The organism is Vibrio sp. ABH4_348 (assembly GCF_056159765.1).
This window is the reverse complement of the sequence record NZ_JBSWVW010000002.1, coordinates 627,067-645,318: the sequence shown is the minus strand read 5'-3', so window position 1 is coordinate 645,318 and position 18,252 is coordinate 627,067. Positions and strand designations below refer to the sequence as shown.

Here is an 18,252-nt window from a genome sequence, read left to right as displayed (position 1 = left end):
CTTTGGCTTTCAAAGTGAATCTAATGCCTTCACTTTTAAGGCAAATAGATAATACAGATGCTAATTGCTGTGGGTTTCGGAAACTTTTTACTACTAGAGTGGTTTAACTAGCAGTGATCTCATCAATCACAACGGTGCATCCCGCAGATTTTATGCCCATCTAGGTCCAAGAAATAGCAAAGATGCTTTTTTCCCGTGGAATTGTCACGTAACCCCGGTGGTGCTTCTATGCTTGTCGCACCGTTTGCTATCGCAACCGAGTGGAATTCTTTTACTTGTTCTGGCGAGTCACAAACAAACCCAATGGTAGATCCATTAGCTGTGCGCACTGGCTCACCATTTATCGGTTCAGTCACACCAAACACTGACCCGTTGTGAACATACATAAGACGCTTTTGCCCCGTGTCATTTATATTCTCCACGGCTTCTTGGATTCCCACTACCGCTAACACTGTGTTGTAAAAACGCTTCGAGCTTTCGATGTCATCCGTTCCGATCATGATATGACTAAACATTCATATTCCCTTTTGATGCATGTTTACGATGTGCTTTTGAGGTTGTCTTGGCCAAGGTAGATAAGCAGCGTTCAGGCCTTATTACAAAAGCGGCTTAAAACTCTTATTGGAGTTAGAGTACCGCAGAACAAGCCCCAAGAGTAGATGTTATAAACAAAACCAATTAATCTCGCTTCGCTGATTATTCGCAATGTCCATTTAAGAAGTGAACGTTTTTCAGCCCAATACGTTTCCAAATTCTTACCTAAAATTAATTCATCCCAATTTTTGACGCTTCACTCCCCATTTTTGCCAGTTCGTCGCATCGGCAAACTAAGCAACACTAAAGCCATTATTCTTATCCCCATTGAAGACAAACGTTTAAAAACGAAAACTAAAATGGACCTGGCAATGAACACAAACATCGATACAAATACTAATACAGAAACCAATACAAACACTCAGAAAGAACAGCTACTGGCTCAAATCCAAAAAGAGAAAGAGTTCTACACGCACCTAACCAAGTACCTGTCAGTAATGGCGTTGCTATTTGTCATCAACTTCGTAACCGGCGCAGGTGATTTGTGGGCAATCTACCCAGCATTAGGTTGGGGCATATTTTTGGTTTCGCACGCGATCAGCGCATTCGGAATATTCAATTTTCTCGGCGACGACTGGGAAAAGAAACAAATGGAAAAACGCCTAGCAAAACTGCAGAAGTAAACGTTGGGAAGTGTACGTTACCCAGTGTGGATTGGTGAGATAAGTGTTTATCTCACCGTTTTTCTTTCGCTTCACACAGGCTCCACCAACAAAGTTAGTACCAACTAACTATACCAATGAACAGGGAAAGCGAATTGGTTAGCGTTTAGCCACAATCCTCATTTCCACCAGCGCATTCTCTGGGATAAATTCTGATACGCCAATCGCTGACCAAGCCGGATAAGGCTTTTTAATGTATTCATCTTTGATTTTCGAAAACACATCTATGTGCTTCTTCAAGTCGATGTGAAATGTCGTCATTTCGAGGATGTCATCATAGGATAACCCTGCGGCGTTTAAATAAACTCCGAGCTTATAAAAAGCATCATGGAACTGCTCTTCTGGGTTCGTACTGATTGGTTTATCTTTGAGAGCCGCTGTGACGCCAGAAAGATACACCGTTCCATCGGCTTCAATGACTGGCGAGAAATGCCAATCATCAAAATAATGTCTAAATTCATCAGGAACTATCGATTTCTTCATCGTTATTCTTAGCCTTCTCTCGGCACTAATTGCCTATTTTTTTAAGGAAACATACCACGCGCGCGGTTTCTTTAAATCCAAGATGTAAATGTCTATCAATGCTGCCAGTGTTGGTTTGATCTGTATCGCTTGCTAATTCGGTAAACCCTTTTGATTGCGCCCAGTTTTCTGCCGCGCTCATCAGAGCACTACCAATATTTTTGCCACGAAACTCTGGTTTAACGAACCAAGCTTCAACAAATGGAACTGAGGATTCATGGCTACCTTCTGCAAAGTTGCGGATGTTCAGTTCGATAAAACCTGCAATGTCGCCTTGGATTACCGCGACAAATGTCTGAACAACATCGTTAGATGTTCCTGAAAAGTACTTCGCTAACTCTGGTTTGTGGTCTTCATCATACTCAGGCCAAAGTGCTGAACGCATGTCAGCCCAAACATCGATGTCTTCCGGTATTACATCTCGAATATCCAATTCAGCCTCCAATTGACGCACTTAAGCGTGGCACATTCTTTAAGGGTAATGTGCAATGCCTAATCCGTTTCCTCTACAACCACATGTTCTCACGAACTTCATAGTGGTTGACGTGGCGATCAGGAACCAGTTGGTACTTTTCATCTTCGGGATACAGTTTAGCGACACTAATATCTTCGCCAGAAAATGCTTTGATGCAGTCAAGATCTTCCCAATAGGTCAGCAAAGTGATTTCGGCATTATCACCTAAATCTCGATCAAGGATTTGAGCACCAAGGAAACCGTGTGTGCTAGATGTATCTTTAATGCCCGTCTCGTAAAGGTATTCAATAAACCCTTCTTTAAACTCTTTAGGGCAAGTCGCTTTCCATTCTCTCGCTATCATAAATATTCCATTGTTTACGCGATAAAAACACTAATCGGATGGTTGGTAACCTAACGATGTAATCACAAACTAAACTTCGTTCATGTCCCGATGTGGCTGATAGCGCTAAAGATTTTTAGCGCCGATTTAAACATCGTACAACATTTCGTATTCAACGTTGTTTGATTCGATGACTTTAAACCCAATTGAATCGTAAAGATTTTTTGCTGGGTTACTTTTGAGGACACTTAAGCCTACAGGCAGCCCGTCCCGCTTAGCCTTTTCACAGATATTAGTGATCAAGTCGCGACCAATTCCCAAACCTTGGTACGAAGGGAGGAGTTGAATTTGAAAAATGTACCATTGCGATTTTTCAGGCAGGTAACTGGCTTTAAACAGCCCAGCATTTTCGTTGTCGATTTGAATTATCTGAGCATCTTCGAAATTGTAATGAATGCGGGAAAGATGCTGTTCATCGCTTATGTCCTCACCGACCGCTAACAAGTACTCATCCATAGTGGCTCGGCGTAGGTCCAATAAAAAATCCACATCGCCATCTTCCGCTTTTCGTAGGGTGTAACTCATTGCGTTTTCAAACCTCAAAAATAGTCAACTTCGCCCAATGTGGGTGTTGGGTATCTGGCAGGCGTATACACGACGAGTGATTGCCAGCACTACACACAATTATCTCCCGAAAAACAACTTGTTGAAAAGCTTAGTTTATTACGTAGATCTCAGCTTTCTATCTGAAGGTATCCTCTCGTCTTCAGCTTGTGGTCCACCTTAACGATCTCATGCAATGCTGGAATCAGCTCATGCCCTAGTTCAATCAGTTTGTATTCTACAGAGGGCGGGAAGTAACGCGGACGTGACGTTTTAACCATACCACGTTCCATTAGTTCAACCAGACATATTGAAAGCACTTTGGCTCATATTGGCGGGATATCAGTTCGTGTGTGGGTGATAGAGTTGGTGTCGTGATTATCGATTTGCATTAGAGGCTTTTATTTTAATAAAACTGGGGAGATAGATATTTCCACAGCATAACGTTTTGCTTCCTCATAAATTTTAAATTGTTTTATGTCTGCTTCATAGACAGAGCCACGCTCTTGATAATAAACCAACCAATAAGGCGGCTGTTTGGCAAAATAGTAGCCGTCAAATGTTCCTCTCTCTAGAAATATTGTTGGCGGCCAACCGTGCATATCAATCCATTTTTCAAGCTCGCTATAGCTAATGTCAAAGAATTCATTAACTTTTTCATTATCGTGTATAGATATTCCTAAGTTCTCAAAGAACTCAAAAATTTTTCCAGTTCCTAATATCTCGATTTGTTTCTCTTTAGTTATTTTCATACTGTTAACGTCCAATCAACGTGTTAGTAATGCTACCAGGAACTTAAACCATTGCTCCGTAGAAACAAAATCCAACGAGAAATGGGCAATATCAAGTATTTAGAATCACTCTTAAATACTGTGCTAGCGTTCTAACGCCAAAGTAGACTGCAAATAATCATCACTGACTTCTAATTTGTAAACTGTCTTTGATTTTACTAGACAATTACGCATTTCATTACGAGCATTTATATATAACGCATCTGTCAGCTTATGATCTTTTTCCCATTGTTCACGACTTGGCCATTGAGCATAACCAACAAGAATGTTCGGTTTATCTGATGTATGAAGTCTTGAGCCAAAACTATCACAATTTTGATAAATTGCTTTTGTAACTTCGAGCCATGCTTCTCGAAAGGAAAATTCCATACCACCTTTTATTTCGAACTCATAGACTGCTATAAACACTTTACTCCTCCTTGAGTACTAACGCCTGTAATTAGGTCTGTCCCATTGAAGCAACAAAGCAGGCCAAACTCCGCACCAAAACCGCAGAATGTAACGCTTCACCTTGATTGCATTGTTATGTTTTGAATTTCATACGAGCTTTGTATCTTTCTTTTTGCTGAGGTGACAACGCCTTCCAAATTAGCTTTTGTGACTCAGAATCCATATTTAATAGTTGATACTGATTATAGGAACTTCGAAGATTAACGGAATACTGTTCTGGATTGAAATCGATATCAAATTTAGTCAGTTCGTTAAACAGGATACTTAAACATTCTGGATCGACACCATGTCTGTTTTTTATGTCTTTGGCTTGACGGTGAATAAAATCACGCCTCTTGAAATGTATGCTCCATAATTTTCTCAACGGCTCCAAACTTATGTCTATTTGTTTATCTTTCAGGGCCTTTTCAAGAACTTTTCTTCTATCATCAAATGCAGTGACTTGTTGTTCGTTTTCGTCAAAGACAACAATTTCCTCAAATCTAAGTATACATGATGAACCAACCCAAAGAGATTTACTGGTTTGCTCGTTCTCAATTTTATAGTGGTAGCGCAATTCATCGTGTTCACAAAGTTCACATTTTTCGTAGGCCTCGCCATAATCAATTACTTCACCAGAAAACAGCCACTCACTGAAAGCGGCTTTAGAATCCTCTGAGATACTGAGCGGTAATATGTTCTCAATTGACTTTTCTAACCAAGGATTCTTCCTTTTCTTAGCCATCGAATTACTCCATTGAAAACATGACAATTGTTCAAACACAAAATGTCCATATAATCCTTCCACAGACATCAATGTTGGCTTGCAGCTATCTTCACCAGACTAACATATGACCATATGTAAACTCTGATGGTACTGTTCATGCATTCAGGACAGCTCTCGCAAAAATCTAACAAAGTGGACACTAGCTAAACTTGAATTAGACCGTATAAGAAAACAGTGCATTTATACGCCCCAATAAATTTTTTCTCTAACCAAGGTTACTTACATACCTGAATAAATCCTCCAACAAACCTTCCCTATCCTCCTCGGTCGCAAGCACTACATCTCTCGAGTCGACTAGTTGCAGTTTGATGACGGGCGCGTTTTGCTTTGGGAAGTTCCAGATGATTTTTAGTAGTGTTGGTGAAATTTTTATTTCAGGGCAGTTCCCGGCAGGACCGAAAAATAAGGGAATCGAGGTACTAAATTGGGTGTCCGTGTTCGCTTAGAATACAAGCGCTAGAACTAGCAATCAAAAGGAGGGCGTTGAGGGCGTTGAGAACATTGAAAGATGATCAACGCCCCTTTCGGCGTACTCGGAAATCAAGCAAACTCAAAATCCAAGTGAGAGAATTGAACGCCGAATACGACACTAGAGTAGGTACCCTTGTTAGCTGGAATAAACTTACGGCGCACAGTAAATTATTGGGATTGCGTTCATATCTCTAACTGCATGTGCGAAAGATGAAATAATCCACAACAACTGAGTAATATGCCCTGGTACAGGCTCACCCCGTTGAACCTTCTGAAATTGTGTCTCGATTGATGACTTCGACATGAAAGAACAACTAAGGATACATTTTCTATGAAGTTGGTAGTTTTTTAGCAAATGCTCAAGATCTTGCTCTATAGTCGTGAGATCTCCCTTGCGTACACGGCTGATATCAGTTTGAACACTGTTGTTAGAATACATAGCATTGAACTTGTCTTCTATACGTTGAATAAATTGTGTCTTATCAAAGAACATATTCCCCAAGTTTTTAATACCTGACCAACCACATCATGTAACTTACTTGCGGACGTCGTTTGGTCACCATGTTTAGAATGAATAAATGAAATACACCCATCACCAAGGTTAAAAGTAATATGGTCCGCCCACTCTGTGCCTAGATCATCACAAAAGATATAGTCATCAGGAGAATGTATATGTTCAACAAAGTGAAACATTGAATCATCAGTGAAATTCGTCTGAGCCGGAGAAAATTCACCTTTCTCAGAGGTAATAGCAGACATGCCATCGTGTGGTTGTAAGATATCAAGGATACTGTTTATTTCTGAAACACCAGAAGAATCTTGGAAACAAGCCCCCATAAAATACATATACTTAGGGTCTGAAAATGTAATGCTATAAAATCCATTTTTAACAATGAATTTTTGTAAAGTAACTTCCTTACCGTTTTCAATAACTCTGAAGTTAGCTAAGTTTTTAGACTGAATTGTTAGGGATTTTGTATTACGTCTTATCTTTGCATCGGACTCAAAACCAACAATTTCATCATCTGAATTAACTTCAAAGGTTTTTTCAAGCTCTTGAAAAAGTTTATTTTTCACCCTATTTGAAACTGTTATTAACTTACCATTACTTAACTTGTACTTGATTGCCAACCCATCTTTTTCTATTCGTTCAGATAGATGCGTACTTTCAATTAACAACGCATTTGGATCAGTAACATCCAATACATCAACTAACTCAACTTTCTTAGCAAATGCCTCAAGAAACTCGTTGTCAGTAGCATTTGCTAATAGGTCCACCTGTTCTTTAACCCATAATGCAATGTCATCAATAGAGATCCTTTGGGAAGCCTCGACAATTCGACCAGTGCCCGAAATGGATTTTGTTGATGCGCCCTGCCTAATTTTTAGGTAATACGGAATAGAACGACCAGCTGAGTGTGTAGACAGTAGACCTTTAAGATCTGCAGCTTCATAAGAACGTGCTCGCATAGCCCTATCAGAAATAGTCATATTTCTTAGTGCCATTTTCTGATATTCAGCATCTTGGCTAAAAGTGCGAGTTAACTCAGTACTCCCAATTAACTCAAAGTTTTCTTTAAGTATCTCAGTAATATTAGAGCAGCTCTTTTTCATAACTGCATAGTGATCACTGTATTCAATAATAATTATATAGGCATGAATCCGGTCTTCGACTTGATCATCTAAAAAGTACACAGGTCGCACAGAGGGAAAGACTTTAATGGAATACACATAGCGTAGCTCCGTGTCCTCCACAACTTTTCGTTCTCTAAATTCATCAATGAGGTACTCCCCAGCAACCTCCATATTATCAGTTGCTGCATCCATGATGCTCTGAATAATTTCGTCTGTTACTTCATCTTTAGGGAGGTAGAAATGTGCATTTTTTGTTAACTCTAATCTTTCTGGCATCTATGCTAACCTTTTACTAAACGGTGTGTTTTCTGTGTATGCAAACAATCACTCAAAGTCAAAACGCGCAAAAGATCTGCCCACAGGCGGAGATTTCGACTTACGGATAAAGGCCAAAATAACACATAAGCACTTGTAATACATAACATTTATAACGCGTAACATACGATAAATACCACGATTCTGAATCACCTACGATTACTCGGTTTCTAAAATCGCCCCAACAACTTTTTCCTATCCTTCTCAGTCCTAACCACCAAGTCTCTCGAGTCAACTAAGTGCTTTTTGATGGCAGGAGCGGTTTGACTTGGGAAGTTCCAGATGATTTTTAGCAATGTGGGTAAGATTTTTATTTCAGGGCAGTTGTCGGGTAGTTCTGGGCGGGAATGGAATAGGTAGGGGATATTGCGTTTTATGCAGCGGAATAGGCATAAAGATCTGGGTACGTCGAGGAAGATAACTAAATCAGCTTGGCGCTGAATGTTGGTGGAAACGCCTTCAATAACCCAACTTGGCTTAGCTGCGAGTTCATTTTCTTTTTGAAGGCGTTCTTCTCGGCTTGCAAGCTGCCAACCGGGTTTCCAAACAACCGAATCTAGGCTGTAAACGGGCAAGCTTAGTTGCTTGCCCAATTGTTTTGCTAGGGTGGTTTTGCCTGAACCGGCATTACCTGTCACCAAGATTCGCATTGATTGTCCTAATTTGCGGATTATTTGTTTTGCACAGTATTAGCTTATTTTGCCTCAACAATCTCTCTGCGAGTGATAAGCGCGTTAATGGCCGCTGCTGTCATGGCGCTACCACCAAGTCGGCCAGTTACGGTAACAAACGGAATCTTGCCGTATTCGATAAGTGCATCTTTTGATTCACGCGCCCCAACAAATCCGACAGGAATACCGATAATCGCAGCTGGCTTGTAACCCGTTTCTTCAATGATTTCTAACAGACGGAATAACGCAGTTGGCGCATTGCCAATAGCTATGATTGCGCCGTTGATTTTCTCTCCCCACAACTCCAGAGCCGCCGCTGAGCGTGTGGTGCCCAGCTCTTTGGCCTTCTCGGCTATGCCTGCTGCGGTTAGGGTGCAAATCACGTCATTGTTGTATTCCATGCGCGATTTTGTCACACCATTGACCACCATTTGCGCATCACAAAAAATGGGCGCTGAGTTGGCAATGGCTCCGTAGGCAGCTTCGGCAAAGTCGTCAGACATTACTACCGAGTCCGCCAGCTCAACCATGCCACAGGCGTGAATCATTCGAACGACTACGCGTTCTTCATCAGCGTTGAAGCGAGCTAAGTTAGCTTCGGAGCGAATAATTGAGAAAGATTGGCGATAAATTTCATCGCCATTTTTTATGTATTCTTCTGTCATGTTGTCATCATTATTGACCTACTCAGAGGTCTTTTTTAAAGGCTGGATTACTCATAAATGGATGTTTATAAATGGATGTTCATAAATGTGTGCTGTGAACAAAGGCTTTGGCGTTGGCGTAGTCTTGTTTAACTTTTACAAACTCATCATCTAATTGCGCCAGTGTAGTGGCTAATTGCTCTAGGGTCATGGGTTTTGTGAGTTCGCCATTGGGCCTTGCGTTCAAACCCAACTGATAACCCTGTTCTGCTACCAATATGGTCAATTCAGACGGGTTACGATGCGCACAAGCTTTAACACAAGCGGAGATATGCAGGTTAAGCGAGCCATCTAATAGGTTTTCACAATAAGGTTGCAGTAGAGTGAGCAAAGAGCGGCTCTCGCCATTGGCGGTATCGCAACGCGGTGCACCAACACAGGCATGAACGGCAAAGCTGCCGTCATGCAAAAAGGCATTGAGCTTAGGTAAGTCTTCGCTTTCCTCAACCTTCAATTCACGTAAAATCTGATTTGTTTCAGCCTGCGTTAGGCTTGGTAATACAAACAAGCGGTGAGGCGTAATAAAGCTTTCATCAGTATTGGTTTTTGCGGTTAACTCAACCAAAGCGCGCCACTGGCTTACTGTGAATTCACCAAATGCTAACCCTAATAGCCCCCAATTGTTTTGAGTAGCTAGATCCTGATAGATGTTAAGCACATCGGCTTCTATGCTTTTAGAAGCTGGCGTGACTGCGTATTTTTGCGTGAGATAAGGCTTAAAGCGTTGGCGATCGGCTCGGTTGAGCCAGTAGTCGTGTGACGTATCAAACGCGGCTTGTAGAGCTTGAGAAAGCTCAGTTGCCAATGAGTAATGGTCTGAGGTTTGTTCAAGTACCACTGCATTGCCGCGTTCACCGCCAAATGCGAGCTGGATTGTAAGGCCAGAACCCTGTTCAGAGGCGTTTGTTTGCTCTGAATTTAGAATGACTCTGACATCAGCAAACGCATTCGCCATCAGAGAACTTGCGCCATTTTCGATCAGCCACGTGAATTTAGCGGGTACTACAATGTCGTCGGCAATGGTTCGCAGTAATTGCTCAAGCGCTTGATAAACTACCGTCATCTGCGGGCGAAGCTCATCCACCAGCAAACTTGGGTCTACCACTATGCTGCGGCGTCGCTCTGCTAGATCTGAATCGTCTACCAAATCAAATTCACGAAGGTATTGAATGATCTCTGGAATATCGGCTTGGTCAACACCGCGCAACTGAATGTTCGCTTTGTTGGTAAGCTCGATGGTAGGAGCAGAAAAACGCTCGGCAACATCACCAATGGCGTTAAGCTGAGTGCTGGAAAACGTCGCGAGCCTTGGTTTAACGCGAATGATAAAGCCATCCGCCGCTTCCATCGGCGCCATCAACCCCGGACACCACCCTTTTATTGGGAATGGAGAGCTTGGTTTGGCTGTATTCTCACTTGTTGCCTTGTTTGTTTTGTCTGTTGCACTCATTTGCTGTTACCACTTCGCTTCAATGCGAGGCTCGCGCTTATACTCAAGTGACGTCAGTTGCGATGAATCTTGAATCATTTCTGCTTTTTCATCAGATAACAATCCATGATCCAACCGTGCTGCTGTTTAAGGGTAGCGCGAGTATCTAGGATTTGTTGTGAAACCTGATCCAATTGACCAGACATCAAGGTTTCATTTTCCATTCCCAAATACGCGCCCCACCAAATCGTGATGTCATCACTTAACACAGCTTCAAATGCACCGCCTTTGTCCAACATAACCGCCACGGCGTTAATCCCGTTTGGCCAACCATTGTCTCGCAAGTGTCGACCTGTGGTGATCAACACAGGTTCTGCCAGTGGATTAAGTGGAATGGCATGAGCCGCAGTCAAAGATTGCAAGCTGGTTACTCCCGGATAAACCTTGAGTGAAAGCTGCAAACCGGATTCAACTAAGCGTTCTACAATTCGCAGGCTACTGTCGTACAGCGATGGGTCGCCCCATACCATCAAGGCAGCGGTGCCACCTTCTGGCAAATGGGATTCCAGCACTTTTTGCCAGCAAGCAGTAATCGCATCGTGCCACTGATTCACATCATCAAGATAGGCTGGCGACTCGGCGCGAGTCGGCATATCAAATTCCACAACTTTGTTAACACCAATGGAATCACATAGCTGTCTTCTTACATCGGCCAATGCCACCTTGTCTTTGCCCTTGCGAGGTAAAACAATTAGGTCTGACTGCGCCAACGCTTGACGTGCATCTTGAGTAATTTGGCCTAGCCCACCGGGGCCAATGCCTACAAGCCTCAATTCAAAAGCCACGACTATACCTCTTGCCACTTGGCTAAAAACTGCGCGTGATCAACGGAAACGGCGGTCATAGTCACACGCGTATAAACGACTGTTGTTAAAGCTTTCGTTTTCCAACACTGGGCCAACCAAAATCAGTGCCGTACGGTTGATCTCTTCTGGTACTAATTCAACGATAGATGAAAGGCGACCACGGACGATTTTCTCATCTGGCCAGCTTGCTTTCCAAACCACCGCAATCGGACAGTCTTCACCATAAAACGGCGTGAGTTCTTCCACCACTGTGGTTAGGTTATGAATGGATAGATGAATCGCGAGTGTTGCACCTGAGGCTGCAAATTGGGCCAAGGTTTCCCCTTCAGGCATTGGTGTAGCTCGGCCATTGGTGCGGGTTAGTACGAGTGACTGCGCGACTCCCGGCAGTGTTAGTTCTTGCCCTAAACTCGCCGCAGCTGCCGCGAATGAAGGCACGCCCGGTGTAACCGTGTAGGGAATCTCTAACTCACGCAGACGACGAAGTTGTTCACCCATGGCTGACCATACCGATAAATCACCCGAATGCAGGCGAACAATATCTTTGCCTTGCTCATGGTGGGTTTGAATCTCGGCCATAATGGCGTCCAGATCCAATGGCGCGGTATTAATTAAAGTTGCGTCTTCTGGACAGTGGCTAAGCACTTCCTCTGGAATAATTGAACCCGCATAAATGCACACCGGACACGAGGCGATAAGTTCTCGGCCACGAAGCGTTAATAGGTCGGCAGCGCCCGGTCCAGCGCCAACAAAATGTACCGTCATGTTTTGTTCCTTGTCTGATCGTCTTGTGAGATTGAACGTGCAATCGCGCACGTTGCTTGTCTGTCTTCAGAGATCTGACGTTGATGTAGTAATTCTGCACCATCTCCGCTGGCCACTAGAGCCAAGGCTTCTGCCACACTTCCGGTGGCAAATTCGCTCAGGCAGCGAGACGATGAACTTAAAGTATTGATGTGTTGCAATTGGCTGCGCTCAACCAAAATCAAGGGTAAACCTAGCTGCTCTGCTAACGGTTTAGCGGCGGTTTCTCGCTCTGGCAAAGTCGCCAACGCATCGAGCTCGATATTGGTTTGGTTTTGCTGTTCTTTTTTCTGCACATTTTTCTGAGCAGCCTGCAGAGCTTGCTGTAATGCGTTCTCTAGAGAAGCCGTATCTGCACCACTCCGGCAGCCAATGCCCGCGACTATCACAAGGTGACTCGCCATTGCACAACAGGGTAGTTGGACTTCCAACCACGCATTGAACCAATTGGGGTACTTTGTGATAGCTCGATCTTAATAAGCTCACCACCCTTCGCTGCATGCCAGTGAGTAAGTACTGACTCAGACTCTAGAGTTACAGCGTTTGCCACCAGACGAGTACCAGCTGGAATAGTTTGCCAAATGCGCTCAAGTAATTCGTGGCTCAATCCACCGCCAATAAAAATCACATCTGGAAGCGGATTTTCGTTCACCGCTCTTTCAAGCTGTTCAACGGCACTGCCTTCAACAACATCTAGGTAATCAACCCCAAGGTTGTTAGCGTTGGCGCGAATGTTACTGGCGCGATTTTCGTTACGCTCAAAGGCAAGGGCTTGGTTATGTCTGTCGCTCAATAACCACTCGATGGAAATCGAGCCTGAGCCTGCACCAATGTCCCACAGTCGTTCACCCGATCTGGGGCTAAGCGCAGCTAGCGTGATGGCTCTAATATTTTGTTTGGTGATTTGCCCGTCGTGTTTAAACCAATGCTCAGGCAAACCTGATGTTCTCGGAATCGCTTGGCCTTTTTGGCCAACCTCTAACCCCACCATAACTGGGTGTTGAATGTCTTTAGGAACAAGCTCATCAACAACAAAGGTGGAGATGCGTTCTCGCTCACCACCTAACGCTTCAAAAACATGGACTTGGGTGTCAGTAAAACCCCATTGTTTAAGTAGTTCTGCTAGTTCAGAGACGGCATCACCATCTCGAAGCAATACCATGATTTTTTGCTTAGCTTGCAGGTGCGGACGAACGCGCGTCAGTGGCGCTGCATGCAAACCAAGGCAAGTGATTTTCTCTAGACCCCAGCCTAGTTTGGCGCTCGCAAGACTAAATGAAGACGACGAAGGGATTGCAGTCCACTCATTCGGCTCAAGGTGTTTGGCCATAACGGTACCTGCTCCAAACCAAAATGGATCGCCAGAGACCAGCATCACCACTTTTTTGCCGCGAAAGGTCAGTAGCTCAGCAATGCCCTCGGAAAAAGGCACCGGCCATTCTCGCACTTCAGCAGTTAACAGTGGCAAAACAGTGAGGTGGCGCTTGGCACCGAAGATAACATCCGCATCTTCTAGGTGCTTAATACTTGAAATACTGAGATCGCCTGTGCCATTCTCACCCCATCCCATTACGGTCAGCCAAGGTTGAGTTGCTGTGTCTGAAAATCCGTCCGATAAACTGTGCTCAGGCATGAATCGTCCTTTTGTTCCCCGCCCATTGATTTTGGGTGGCACCAGTGAAGCCAGCGCCCTTGCCCATCAACTTGCCAAACAAAGTGTTGATGGCATCTTTAGCTATGCCGGCCGTGTTAAAACGCCCAAAGCTCAACCCTTGACCACGCGCATTGGTGGATTTGGTGGCGTTGATGGTTTGGCGAAATTCATTGTTCAAGAAAACATCACACATGTTATTGATGCCACTCACCCTTTTGCTAAGCAAATGAGTGAAAATGCGTTTTATGCCAGCGAGAAAACCAATACCCCGCTGCTGACCTTGACCAGACCTGCTTGGCAACCTACCGCTGGTGACAACTGGATCTCGGTTGCGACCATCGGAGACGCAGTCGAGTATTTGAGCGCGGCTAAATCGGGTATGACTGCTTCGGAAAATGCCGCCAAACGTGTGTTTTTGGCTACTGGTAGACAGCACATTGCCGAGTTTAGTAAGCAAAGTCACCATCACTACGTGGTTCGTGTGGTGGATGAGCCCAGTGAACCTCTTCCTTTTCAGCATTGTGATGTTGTGGTCGACCGAGGGCCTTTTTCCTATGAAGGCGAGCGAGACTTGCTCAGTCGTCATCAGATTGATTTGATTGTCTGCAAAAATGCCGGCGGAGCGGCCAGTGAAGCCAAATTGATCGTGGCAAAAGAATTGGGTATTCCGGTGTTGATGGTGCAACGCCCTACCATTCTCGGCCAACACGAACCTGTTGGAACGCACAGCCGAGTGGAGACACACAGTGTCGAGGAAGCGTTGCAATGGCTCAATCACTGCGCCGACCTTGGTGTGTAAATCCAAGCGCTGTTTTTCGAGTCTTGGTTTAGACGCTCTATCACCCGGGTTTGGCTGGAGCCGATAATCACCAGCGTTTTCATATCCGCCATATCGGCAGTCGCGTCTTTCACCGATGAGATTCGAATGCTTTGATTGGGTGTCGATACCGCGCGCGCAAAGATCAACTTTCTTGCCGGATCACATTCTTCATTAAGCAAGTTCAGCAATTTCTCAAACCCTTCTGGGCGAGATTTGGAACGCGGATTGTAGAGGGCAATAGCAAAGTCCGCTTCAATCGCTAAGCGCAGGCGCTTGTCGATCAACGACCACGGTTTAAGGTTGTCAGAAAGGTTAATACAACAAAAATCGTGACCAAGTGGCGCACCAATACTGGCGCTGGCGGCAAGCATTGCGGTAATACCCGGAATCACCTGAATATCGAGGCCACGCCATTCTTGCTCGCCATGTTCAACGGCTTCATACACCGCTGCTGCCATAGCAAACACACCCGGATCACCCGACGAGACCATCACCACTTTTTTGCCTTCTGCGGCAAGTTGCAGGGCATGACGGGAACGAGCAATTTCTTCCCGGTTATCGGTGGGGTGTTTTACCAATCCTTCGCGATCTGCAATACGCTCAACATAGGGAATATAACCCAGTACATCGGTAGCCTGGTCGATAATGGCGCTTGCTTGTGGCGTAATCATGTCTTGCGCACCCGGCCCTAAGCCAACGATGTACAAATAACCTGTTGTGTTTTGTGGTGTATTTTCGCTCATGGACGACGTCCTTGACCGTGAATCAGCACGATTGAAAAGTAAGGCATATCACGGTCAACTTGGCTGAGTGGCAGTACTTCTTGCTGCTCCATGGCGGCGTACTTCACCACATAAGCTCGGTCCGTTTTGCCTGCTTCATCCAGCACTTTGCGAATCTTTCCGATATTGCGGCCGACTTTCATAATCACTAGGGCATCGGTTGAGGCCACATGCTCTGCCAACTTCTCTTCAGGAAGTGTGCCCATCAAAACGGTCAGTACATCGTCACCCCAAGTTATCGGAGAGTGGGTCGCGGTCCACGCCGCTGACATCCCCGTGATCGCTGGCACGACTTCTACGTCAACGGTTTCAATTAAACGGGTGTACAAATGCATGAAAGAGCCATAGAAAAACGGGTCGCCTTCACAAATCACGACAACGTCGTGGCCTTGCTCGGTCAATGCCAACAAAGACTGTGTGCACTCTTGGTAAAAGTCAGCCAGCAAGGTTACGTAATCTTGATCTTGAAAATGAATCTCTGTGGTTACGGGGTATTCCATCGCAAACTCAGTGACATTTTCAGGCAGCATGCCTTCCACTATGGTTCGCGCATGGCCTTTGCGGCCACGCTTTCTGAAATAAGCAACGTGTGTTGCGCCGCGAATTAGACGGTCTGAACGAACACTCATTAAATCTTGCGCGCCGGGTCCTAGCCCTACGCCGAAAATCTTACCTTTAGTCATCGTATTTCGTCGACCTATCTACCATTGGACATGCTCCGTGCTTTTTTGCACTTTTACTTAGACGTTCTGGTTGGTCTACCAACCCAAGTAAGCTAGGTTTTATCGCCTTAAATTCAAGCAATATGCACCCAGTACCTATAGACGGCCTAAGTTTTAATCATAGTCGAGCCATTAAGGTTTCAGGCTCAACAAAAAGGAAGAATTATACTATGACGGCAGTAAAGGGGTGAACTGATAATTTGAACGATTGAGCACAACATACGGTTGAGCAAACAGACATTAACCATCGACATTGACGATATGAAGCAAAGTTTCACTACTTATTATTGATAGTTTACTAACCTTAAGGATGGTATTTCTCCTATTTTGATGTGGTACAAAAGCTATGGCTTTGCTCAACTCTTTCCTAAATTCATTGCGCGTTGCGTCTAAAATTCGCCTGATCATACTCATATCAAGCATTGTGGTAATTGGTATGGAGATCATGGCTGCAACTAAACTGCGCGAAGACATGTTGCGCGAGAGACAAAACTCAGCACGCGCACTTGTTGAGTCTGAAGTTGCGCAGATAGAAGGCGTGATCAAAGCCAATGGTGAACTCACCGCAAAAGACGCCGCAAAAATCATAGAATTTGCGCGCTATGGTGAAAATGGTTACTTCTTTATCCACGACACAAAGGGTGTGACGATCATGCACCCGATCAAGCCAGAGCTAAATGGACAAAATATGATTCAAAGCTCTCAGGCCCATGTCTCTAATGCGTTTCAACAATTTGTCGATGTTGCTAATTCTACCGGGAGCGGTTTTGTTTCTTATCAATGGCCGCTACCGGGCAGTTCGGAATTAGAAGTTAAAGTCTCGTTTGTGCAGAAAGTACAAAACTACCCTTGGGTAGTGGGAACCGGAGTTTATGTCTCCGATATTGAGCAAGCTTTTTGGCAACAAATTCGCTCGTCGTTAATCATTACGGTTTTTGTGCTGTTTTTCTTAATTCTAATATCCGGACTCATTTCCCGAAACATCATTAAACCTTTGAAAAAAATCACCCGCACCATGGAACACATTGCTAAATCCAAGGATTTAAGTATCAGCCTAAAAAACAAGGGCTCCGATGAGCTGTCTTCTATGGCAACAGCGTTCAACACCATGAATCACAATATCAAACACGTAGTTGAAGACATCACCTCTAATACCACGTCATTGGCGACACAAGCGGAAGAATTGTCGACTGTCACCAGTCAAATACAAGCCGGTGTTGCTGAGCAAAAACACAAAACGGATTTGGTCTACCAAAAGATCAATGACTTATCTACGGTTTCGCAAGAGGTCTCCGATAAGGCCAACGAAGCCGTCAACCAAACTCAATCCGCCAAGCAATCTGCCAGTCAGGCCAATACCAGCATCGCTGACAACATCCACTCGATTGAAACCATTAGCGCCAATGTGTCTAAAGCGGTAGAGACAGGCCAAAGTTTAGAGGCGTCTTCAAATGGGATTGGAGAGGTGATTGATGTCATCACACAAATTGCCGACCAAATTAATCTACTGGCACTCAACGCCGCCATAGAAGCGGCAAGGGCAGGCGAACAAGGTCGAGGATTTGCGGTGGTAGCTGATGAAGTCCGATCACTTGCTTCAAAAACCCAAGAGTCAACTGGCAATATTCATGGCTTGATCACTCGCCTGCAAGAAGATGTCACCACCACACTCGATATCTTGCAAGAATGTGAAAGCCACACCGAGTCAGGTATAGAAAAAGCCAAGTCTTGTGGCGTATCTCTAGAGGATATAAATCAGGTTATCATTCAACTTAACGTTATCTCCGAAGACATCAATCAGTCAGCGCAAGTGCAAAGAAGCCAATCCGATGAAATTCACTTAAACCTGACTGATATTGCGAAGGTTTCTGAACAAACTGAATTGGGTGCCAACCAAACCAATCAATCGAGCGAGCACCTCAGCCAGATGGCGCAAAAGCTCAATACGTTAGTCAATGAGTTTAAGTTGAGTTAACAAAAACCTATGCCTGTAATGAGGCCTTGTATTAATGCCTTGTATTGGGGCCTTGTATTGGAGCTTAGTATTTAAGCAACTGCACCGCTCAATTTTCAGGCGGCACTGGTACTTGAACATAAAATGCCGCAGGTACTCTGTCACTAAGCAAAAACACAAATATAAATGGTACTTATATGTACAAATCGTTCGATTTATAGTGATTTATATCACATATAT

Annotated in this window: 22 protein-coding genes; 3 read left to right on the top strand and 19 right to left on the bottom strand. The window is 44.3% G+C overall.

The window, feature by feature from the left end:
* Positions 1-122: 122 nt before the first annotated feature.
* Positions 123-515 (bottom strand): VOC family protein, encoded by a 393-nt coding sequence (locus ACXAFJ_RS16660; protein ID WP_475324967.1) that lies wholly within the window; start codon positions 513-515, stop codon positions 123-125.
* 390 nt (positions 516-905) lie between these two features.
* Here ACXAFJ_RS16660 and ACXAFJ_RS16655 point away from each other — a divergent pair, with 390 nt between their 5' ends.
* Entirely contained in the window at positions 906-1,217 is a 312-nt protein-coding gene (locus tag ACXAFJ_RS16655) for a 2TM domain-containing protein (RefSeq protein ID WP_475324966.1), read from the top strand.
* 138 nt (positions 1,218-1,355) lie between these two features.
* On the opposite strand, the gene ACXAFJ_RS16650 is transcribed toward ACXAFJ_RS16655, so the two are convergent.
* The 16 genes from ACXAFJ_RS16650 to cbiE form a co-directional block, all read right to left on the bottom strand.
* Positions 1,356-1,739 carry a RidA family protein gene (locus ACXAFJ_RS16650; RefSeq protein WP_475324965.1) on the bottom strand — a complete coding sequence of 128 codons (384 nt, stop codon included), beginning with the start codon at positions 1,737-1,739 and terminating at the stop codon, positions 1,356-1,358.
* A gap of 25 nt (positions 1,740-1,764) precedes the next feature.
* On the bottom strand, positions 1,765-2,211 hold the full coding sequence (locus ACXAFJ_RS16645) for an N-acetyltransferase family protein (RefSeq protein ID WP_475324963.1): 447 nt from the start codon (positions 2,209-2,211) through the stop codon (positions 1,765-1,767).
* A gap of 73 nt (positions 2,212-2,284) precedes the next feature.
* A complete protein-coding gene (locus tag ACXAFJ_RS16640; RefSeq protein ID WP_475324962.1) occupies positions 2,285-2,596 on the bottom strand; it encodes an antibiotic biosynthesis monooxygenase family protein in 312 nt (103 codons plus the stop codon).
* Positions 2,597-2,722: 126 nt separating this feature from the next.
* A complete protein-coding gene (locus tag ACXAFJ_RS16635; protein WP_475324960.1) occupies positions 2,723-3,160 on the bottom strand; it encodes a GNAT family N-acetyltransferase in 438 nt (145 codons plus the stop codon).
* 149 nt (positions 3,161-3,309) lie between these two features.
* Positions 3,310-3,498, bottom strand: coding sequence for a winged helix-turn-helix transcriptional regulator (locus tag ACXAFJ_RS16630; protein WP_475324959.1), 189 nt, complete (start codon positions 3,496-3,498; stop codon positions 3,310-3,312).
* 81 nt (positions 3,499-3,579) lie between these two features.
* Positions 3,580-3,930 carry a hypothetical protein gene (locus ACXAFJ_RS16625; protein WP_475324957.1) on the bottom strand — a complete coding sequence of 117 codons (351 nt, stop codon included), beginning with the start codon at positions 3,928-3,930 and terminating at the stop codon, positions 3,580-3,582.
* A gap of 123 nt (positions 3,931-4,053) precedes the next feature.
* Positions 4,054-4,377, bottom strand: a complete 324-nt coding sequence (locus ACXAFJ_RS16620; protein WP_475324956.1) for a hypothetical protein — start codon at positions 4,375-4,377, stop codon at positions 4,054-4,056.
* 115 nt (positions 4,378-4,492) lie between these two features.
* On the bottom strand, positions 4,493-5,143 hold the full coding sequence (locus ACXAFJ_RS16615; protein WP_475324955.1) for a hypothetical protein: 651 nt from the start codon (positions 5,141-5,143) through the stop codon (positions 4,493-4,495).
* Positions 5,144-6,112: 969 nt separating this feature from the next.
* Positions 6,113-7,567: a hypothetical protein gene (locus ACXAFJ_RS16610; protein WP_475324953.1), complete on the bottom strand. Its 1,455-nt coding sequence runs from the start codon at positions 7,565-7,567 to the stop codon at positions 6,113-6,115.
* A gap of 209 nt (positions 7,568-7,776) precedes the next feature.
* Complete coding sequence (locus ACXAFJ_RS16605) at positions 7,777-8,256, bottom strand: AAA family ATPase (RefSeq protein WP_475324952.1); 480 nt, start codon at positions 8,254-8,256, stop codon at positions 7,777-7,779.
* A 44-nt stretch (positions 8,257-8,300) separates the two neighbouring features.
* Positions 8,301-8,942 carry a precorrin-8X methylmutase gene (locus tag ACXAFJ_RS16600; protein WP_475324951.1) on the bottom strand — a complete coding sequence of 214 codons (642 nt, stop codon included), beginning with the start codon at positions 8,940-8,942 and terminating at the stop codon, positions 8,301-8,303.
* Between the two features lie 79 nt (positions 8,943-9,021).
* On the bottom strand, positions 9,022-10,431 hold the full coding sequence (locus ACXAFJ_RS16595) for a hypothetical protein (RefSeq protein ID WP_475324950.1): 1,410 nt from the start codon (positions 10,429-10,431) through the stop codon (positions 9,022-9,024).
* Positions 10,432-10,505: 74 nt separating this feature from the next.
* Complete coding sequence (gene cobF / locus ACXAFJ_RS16590) at positions 10,506-11,255, bottom strand: precorrin-6A synthase (deacetylating) (RefSeq protein ID WP_475324948.1); 750 nt, start codon at positions 11,253-11,255, stop codon at positions 10,506-10,508.
* Between the two features lie 39 nt (positions 11,256-11,294).
* Positions 11,295-12,041: a precorrin-4 C(11)-methyltransferase gene (gene cobM / locus ACXAFJ_RS16585; protein ID WP_475324947.1), complete on the bottom strand. Its 747-nt coding sequence runs from the start codon at positions 12,039-12,041 to the stop codon at positions 11,295-11,297.
* A complete protein-coding gene (locus ACXAFJ_RS16580; protein WP_475324946.1) occupies positions 12,038-12,484 on the bottom strand; it encodes a cobalamin biosynthesis protein in 447 nt (148 codons plus the stop codon). Before ACXAFJ_RS16580 ends, cobM begins: the two co-directional genes overlap by 4 nt.
* Positions 12,466-13,713 carry a precorrin-6y C5,15-methyltransferase (decarboxylating) subunit CbiE gene (gene cbiE, locus ACXAFJ_RS16575; protein ID WP_475324944.1) on the bottom strand — a complete coding sequence of 416 codons (1,248 nt, stop codon included), beginning with the start codon at positions 13,711-13,713 and terminating at the stop codon, positions 12,466-12,468. The genes ACXAFJ_RS16580 and cbiE overlap by 19 nt, the downstream gene beginning before the upstream one ends.
* On the opposite strand from cbiE, the gene ACXAFJ_RS16570 reads away from it, so the two are divergent.
* The gene (locus tag ACXAFJ_RS16570) at positions 13,712-14,533 is read left to right on the top strand and encodes a cobalt-precorrin-6A reductase (RefSeq protein WP_475324943.1); all 822 of its coding nucleotides are present in this window, start codon (positions 13,712-13,714) and stop codon (positions 14,531-14,533) included. The two genes, cbiE and ACXAFJ_RS16570, sit on opposite strands and share 2 nt — an antisense overlap.
* On the opposite strand, the gene cobJ is transcribed toward ACXAFJ_RS16570, so the two are convergent.
* Together cobJ and ACXAFJ_RS16560 are read right to left on the bottom strand one after the other, a co-directional pair.
* Positions 14,509-15,297, bottom strand: a complete 789-nt coding sequence (cobJ, locus tag ACXAFJ_RS16565) for a precorrin-3B C(17)-methyltransferase (protein ID WP_475324941.1) — start codon at positions 15,295-15,297, stop codon at positions 14,509-14,511. The genes ACXAFJ_RS16570 and cobJ overlap by 25 nt on opposite strands.
* A complete protein-coding gene (locus ACXAFJ_RS16560; RefSeq protein WP_475324940.1) occupies positions 15,294-16,019 on the bottom strand; it encodes a precorrin-2 C(20)-methyltransferase in 726 nt (241 codons plus the stop codon). Before ACXAFJ_RS16560 ends, cobJ begins: the two co-directional genes overlap by 4 nt.
* A gap of 385 nt (positions 16,020-16,404) precedes the next feature.
* Here ACXAFJ_RS16560 and ACXAFJ_RS16555 point away from each other — a divergent pair, with 385 nt between their 5' ends.
* Positions 16,405-18,033 carry a methyl-accepting chemotaxis protein gene (locus ACXAFJ_RS16555; protein WP_475324939.1) on the top strand — a complete coding sequence of 543 codons (1,629 nt, stop codon included), beginning with the start codon at positions 16,405-16,407 and terminating at the stop codon, positions 18,031-18,033.
* The last annotated feature ends 219 nt before the right edge of the window (positions 18,034-18,252 follow it).

Coding starts and splice junctions, on each gene's coding strand:
- ACXAFJ_RS16595 (WP_475324950.1), bottom strand. CDS start 10,431: ATGAGTGCAACAGACAAAACAAACAAGGCAACAAGTGAGAATACAGCC.
- ACXAFJ_RS16625 (WP_475324957.1), bottom strand. CDS start 3,930: ATGAAAATAACTAAAGAGAAACAAATCGAGATATTAGGAACTGGAAAA.
- cobJ (WP_475324941.1), bottom strand. CDS start 15,297: ATGAGCGAAAATACACCACAAAACACAACAGGTTATTTGTACATCGTT.
- ACXAFJ_RS16650 (WP_475324965.1), bottom strand. CDS start 1,739: ATGAAGAAATCGATAGTTCCTGATGAATTTAGACATTATTTTGATGAT.
- ACXAFJ_RS16555 (WP_475324939.1), top strand. CDS start 16,405: ATGGCTTTGCTCAACTCTTTCCTAAATTCATTGCGCGTTGCGTCTAAA.
- ACXAFJ_RS16615 (WP_475324955.1), bottom strand. CDS start 5,143: ATGGCTAAGAAAAGGAAGAATCCTTGGTTAGAAAAGTCAATTGAGAAC.
- ACXAFJ_RS16660 (WP_475324967.1), bottom strand. CDS start 515: ATGTTTAGTCATATCATGATCGGAACGGATGACATCGAAAGCTCGAAG.
- ACXAFJ_RS16610 (WP_475324953.1), bottom strand. CDS start 7,567: ATGCCAGAAAGATTAGAGTTAACAAAAAATGCACATTTCTACCTCCCT.
- ACXAFJ_RS16635 (WP_475324960.1), bottom strand. CDS start 3,160: ATGAGTTACACCCTACGAAAAGCGGAAGATGGCGATGTGGATTTTTTA.
- cbiE (WP_475324944.1), bottom strand. CDS start 13,713: ATGCCTGAGCACAGTTTATCGGACGGATTTTCAGACACAGCAACTCAA.
- ACXAFJ_RS16640 (WP_475324962.1), bottom strand. CDS start 2,596: ATGATAGCGAGAGAATGGAAAGCGACTTGCCCTAAAGAGTTTAAAGAA.
- cobM (WP_475324947.1), bottom strand. CDS start 12,041: ATGACGGTACATTTTGTTGGCGCTGGACCGGGCGCTGCCGACCTATTA.
- ACXAFJ_RS16570 (WP_475324943.1), top strand. CDS start 13,712: ATGAATCGTCCTTTTGTTCCCCGCCCATTGATTTTGGGTGGCACCAGT.
- ACXAFJ_RS16560 (WP_475324940.1), bottom strand. CDS start 16,019: ATGACTAAAGGTAAGATTTTCGGCGTAGGGCTAGGACCCGGCGCGCAA.
- ACXAFJ_RS16580 (WP_475324946.1), bottom strand. CDS start 12,484: ATGGCGAGTCACCTTGTGATAGTCGCGGGCATTGGCTGCCGGAGTGGT.
- ACXAFJ_RS16605 (WP_475324952.1), bottom strand. CDS start 8,256: ATGCGAATCTTGGTGACAGGTAATGCCGGTTCAGGCAAAACCACCCTA.
- ACXAFJ_RS16600 (WP_475324951.1), bottom strand. CDS start 8,942: ATGACAGAAGAATACATAAAAAATGGCGATGAAATTTATCGCCAATCT.
- ACXAFJ_RS16655 (WP_475324966.1), top strand. CDS start 906: ATGAACACAAACATCGATACAAATACTAATACAGAAACCAATACAAAC.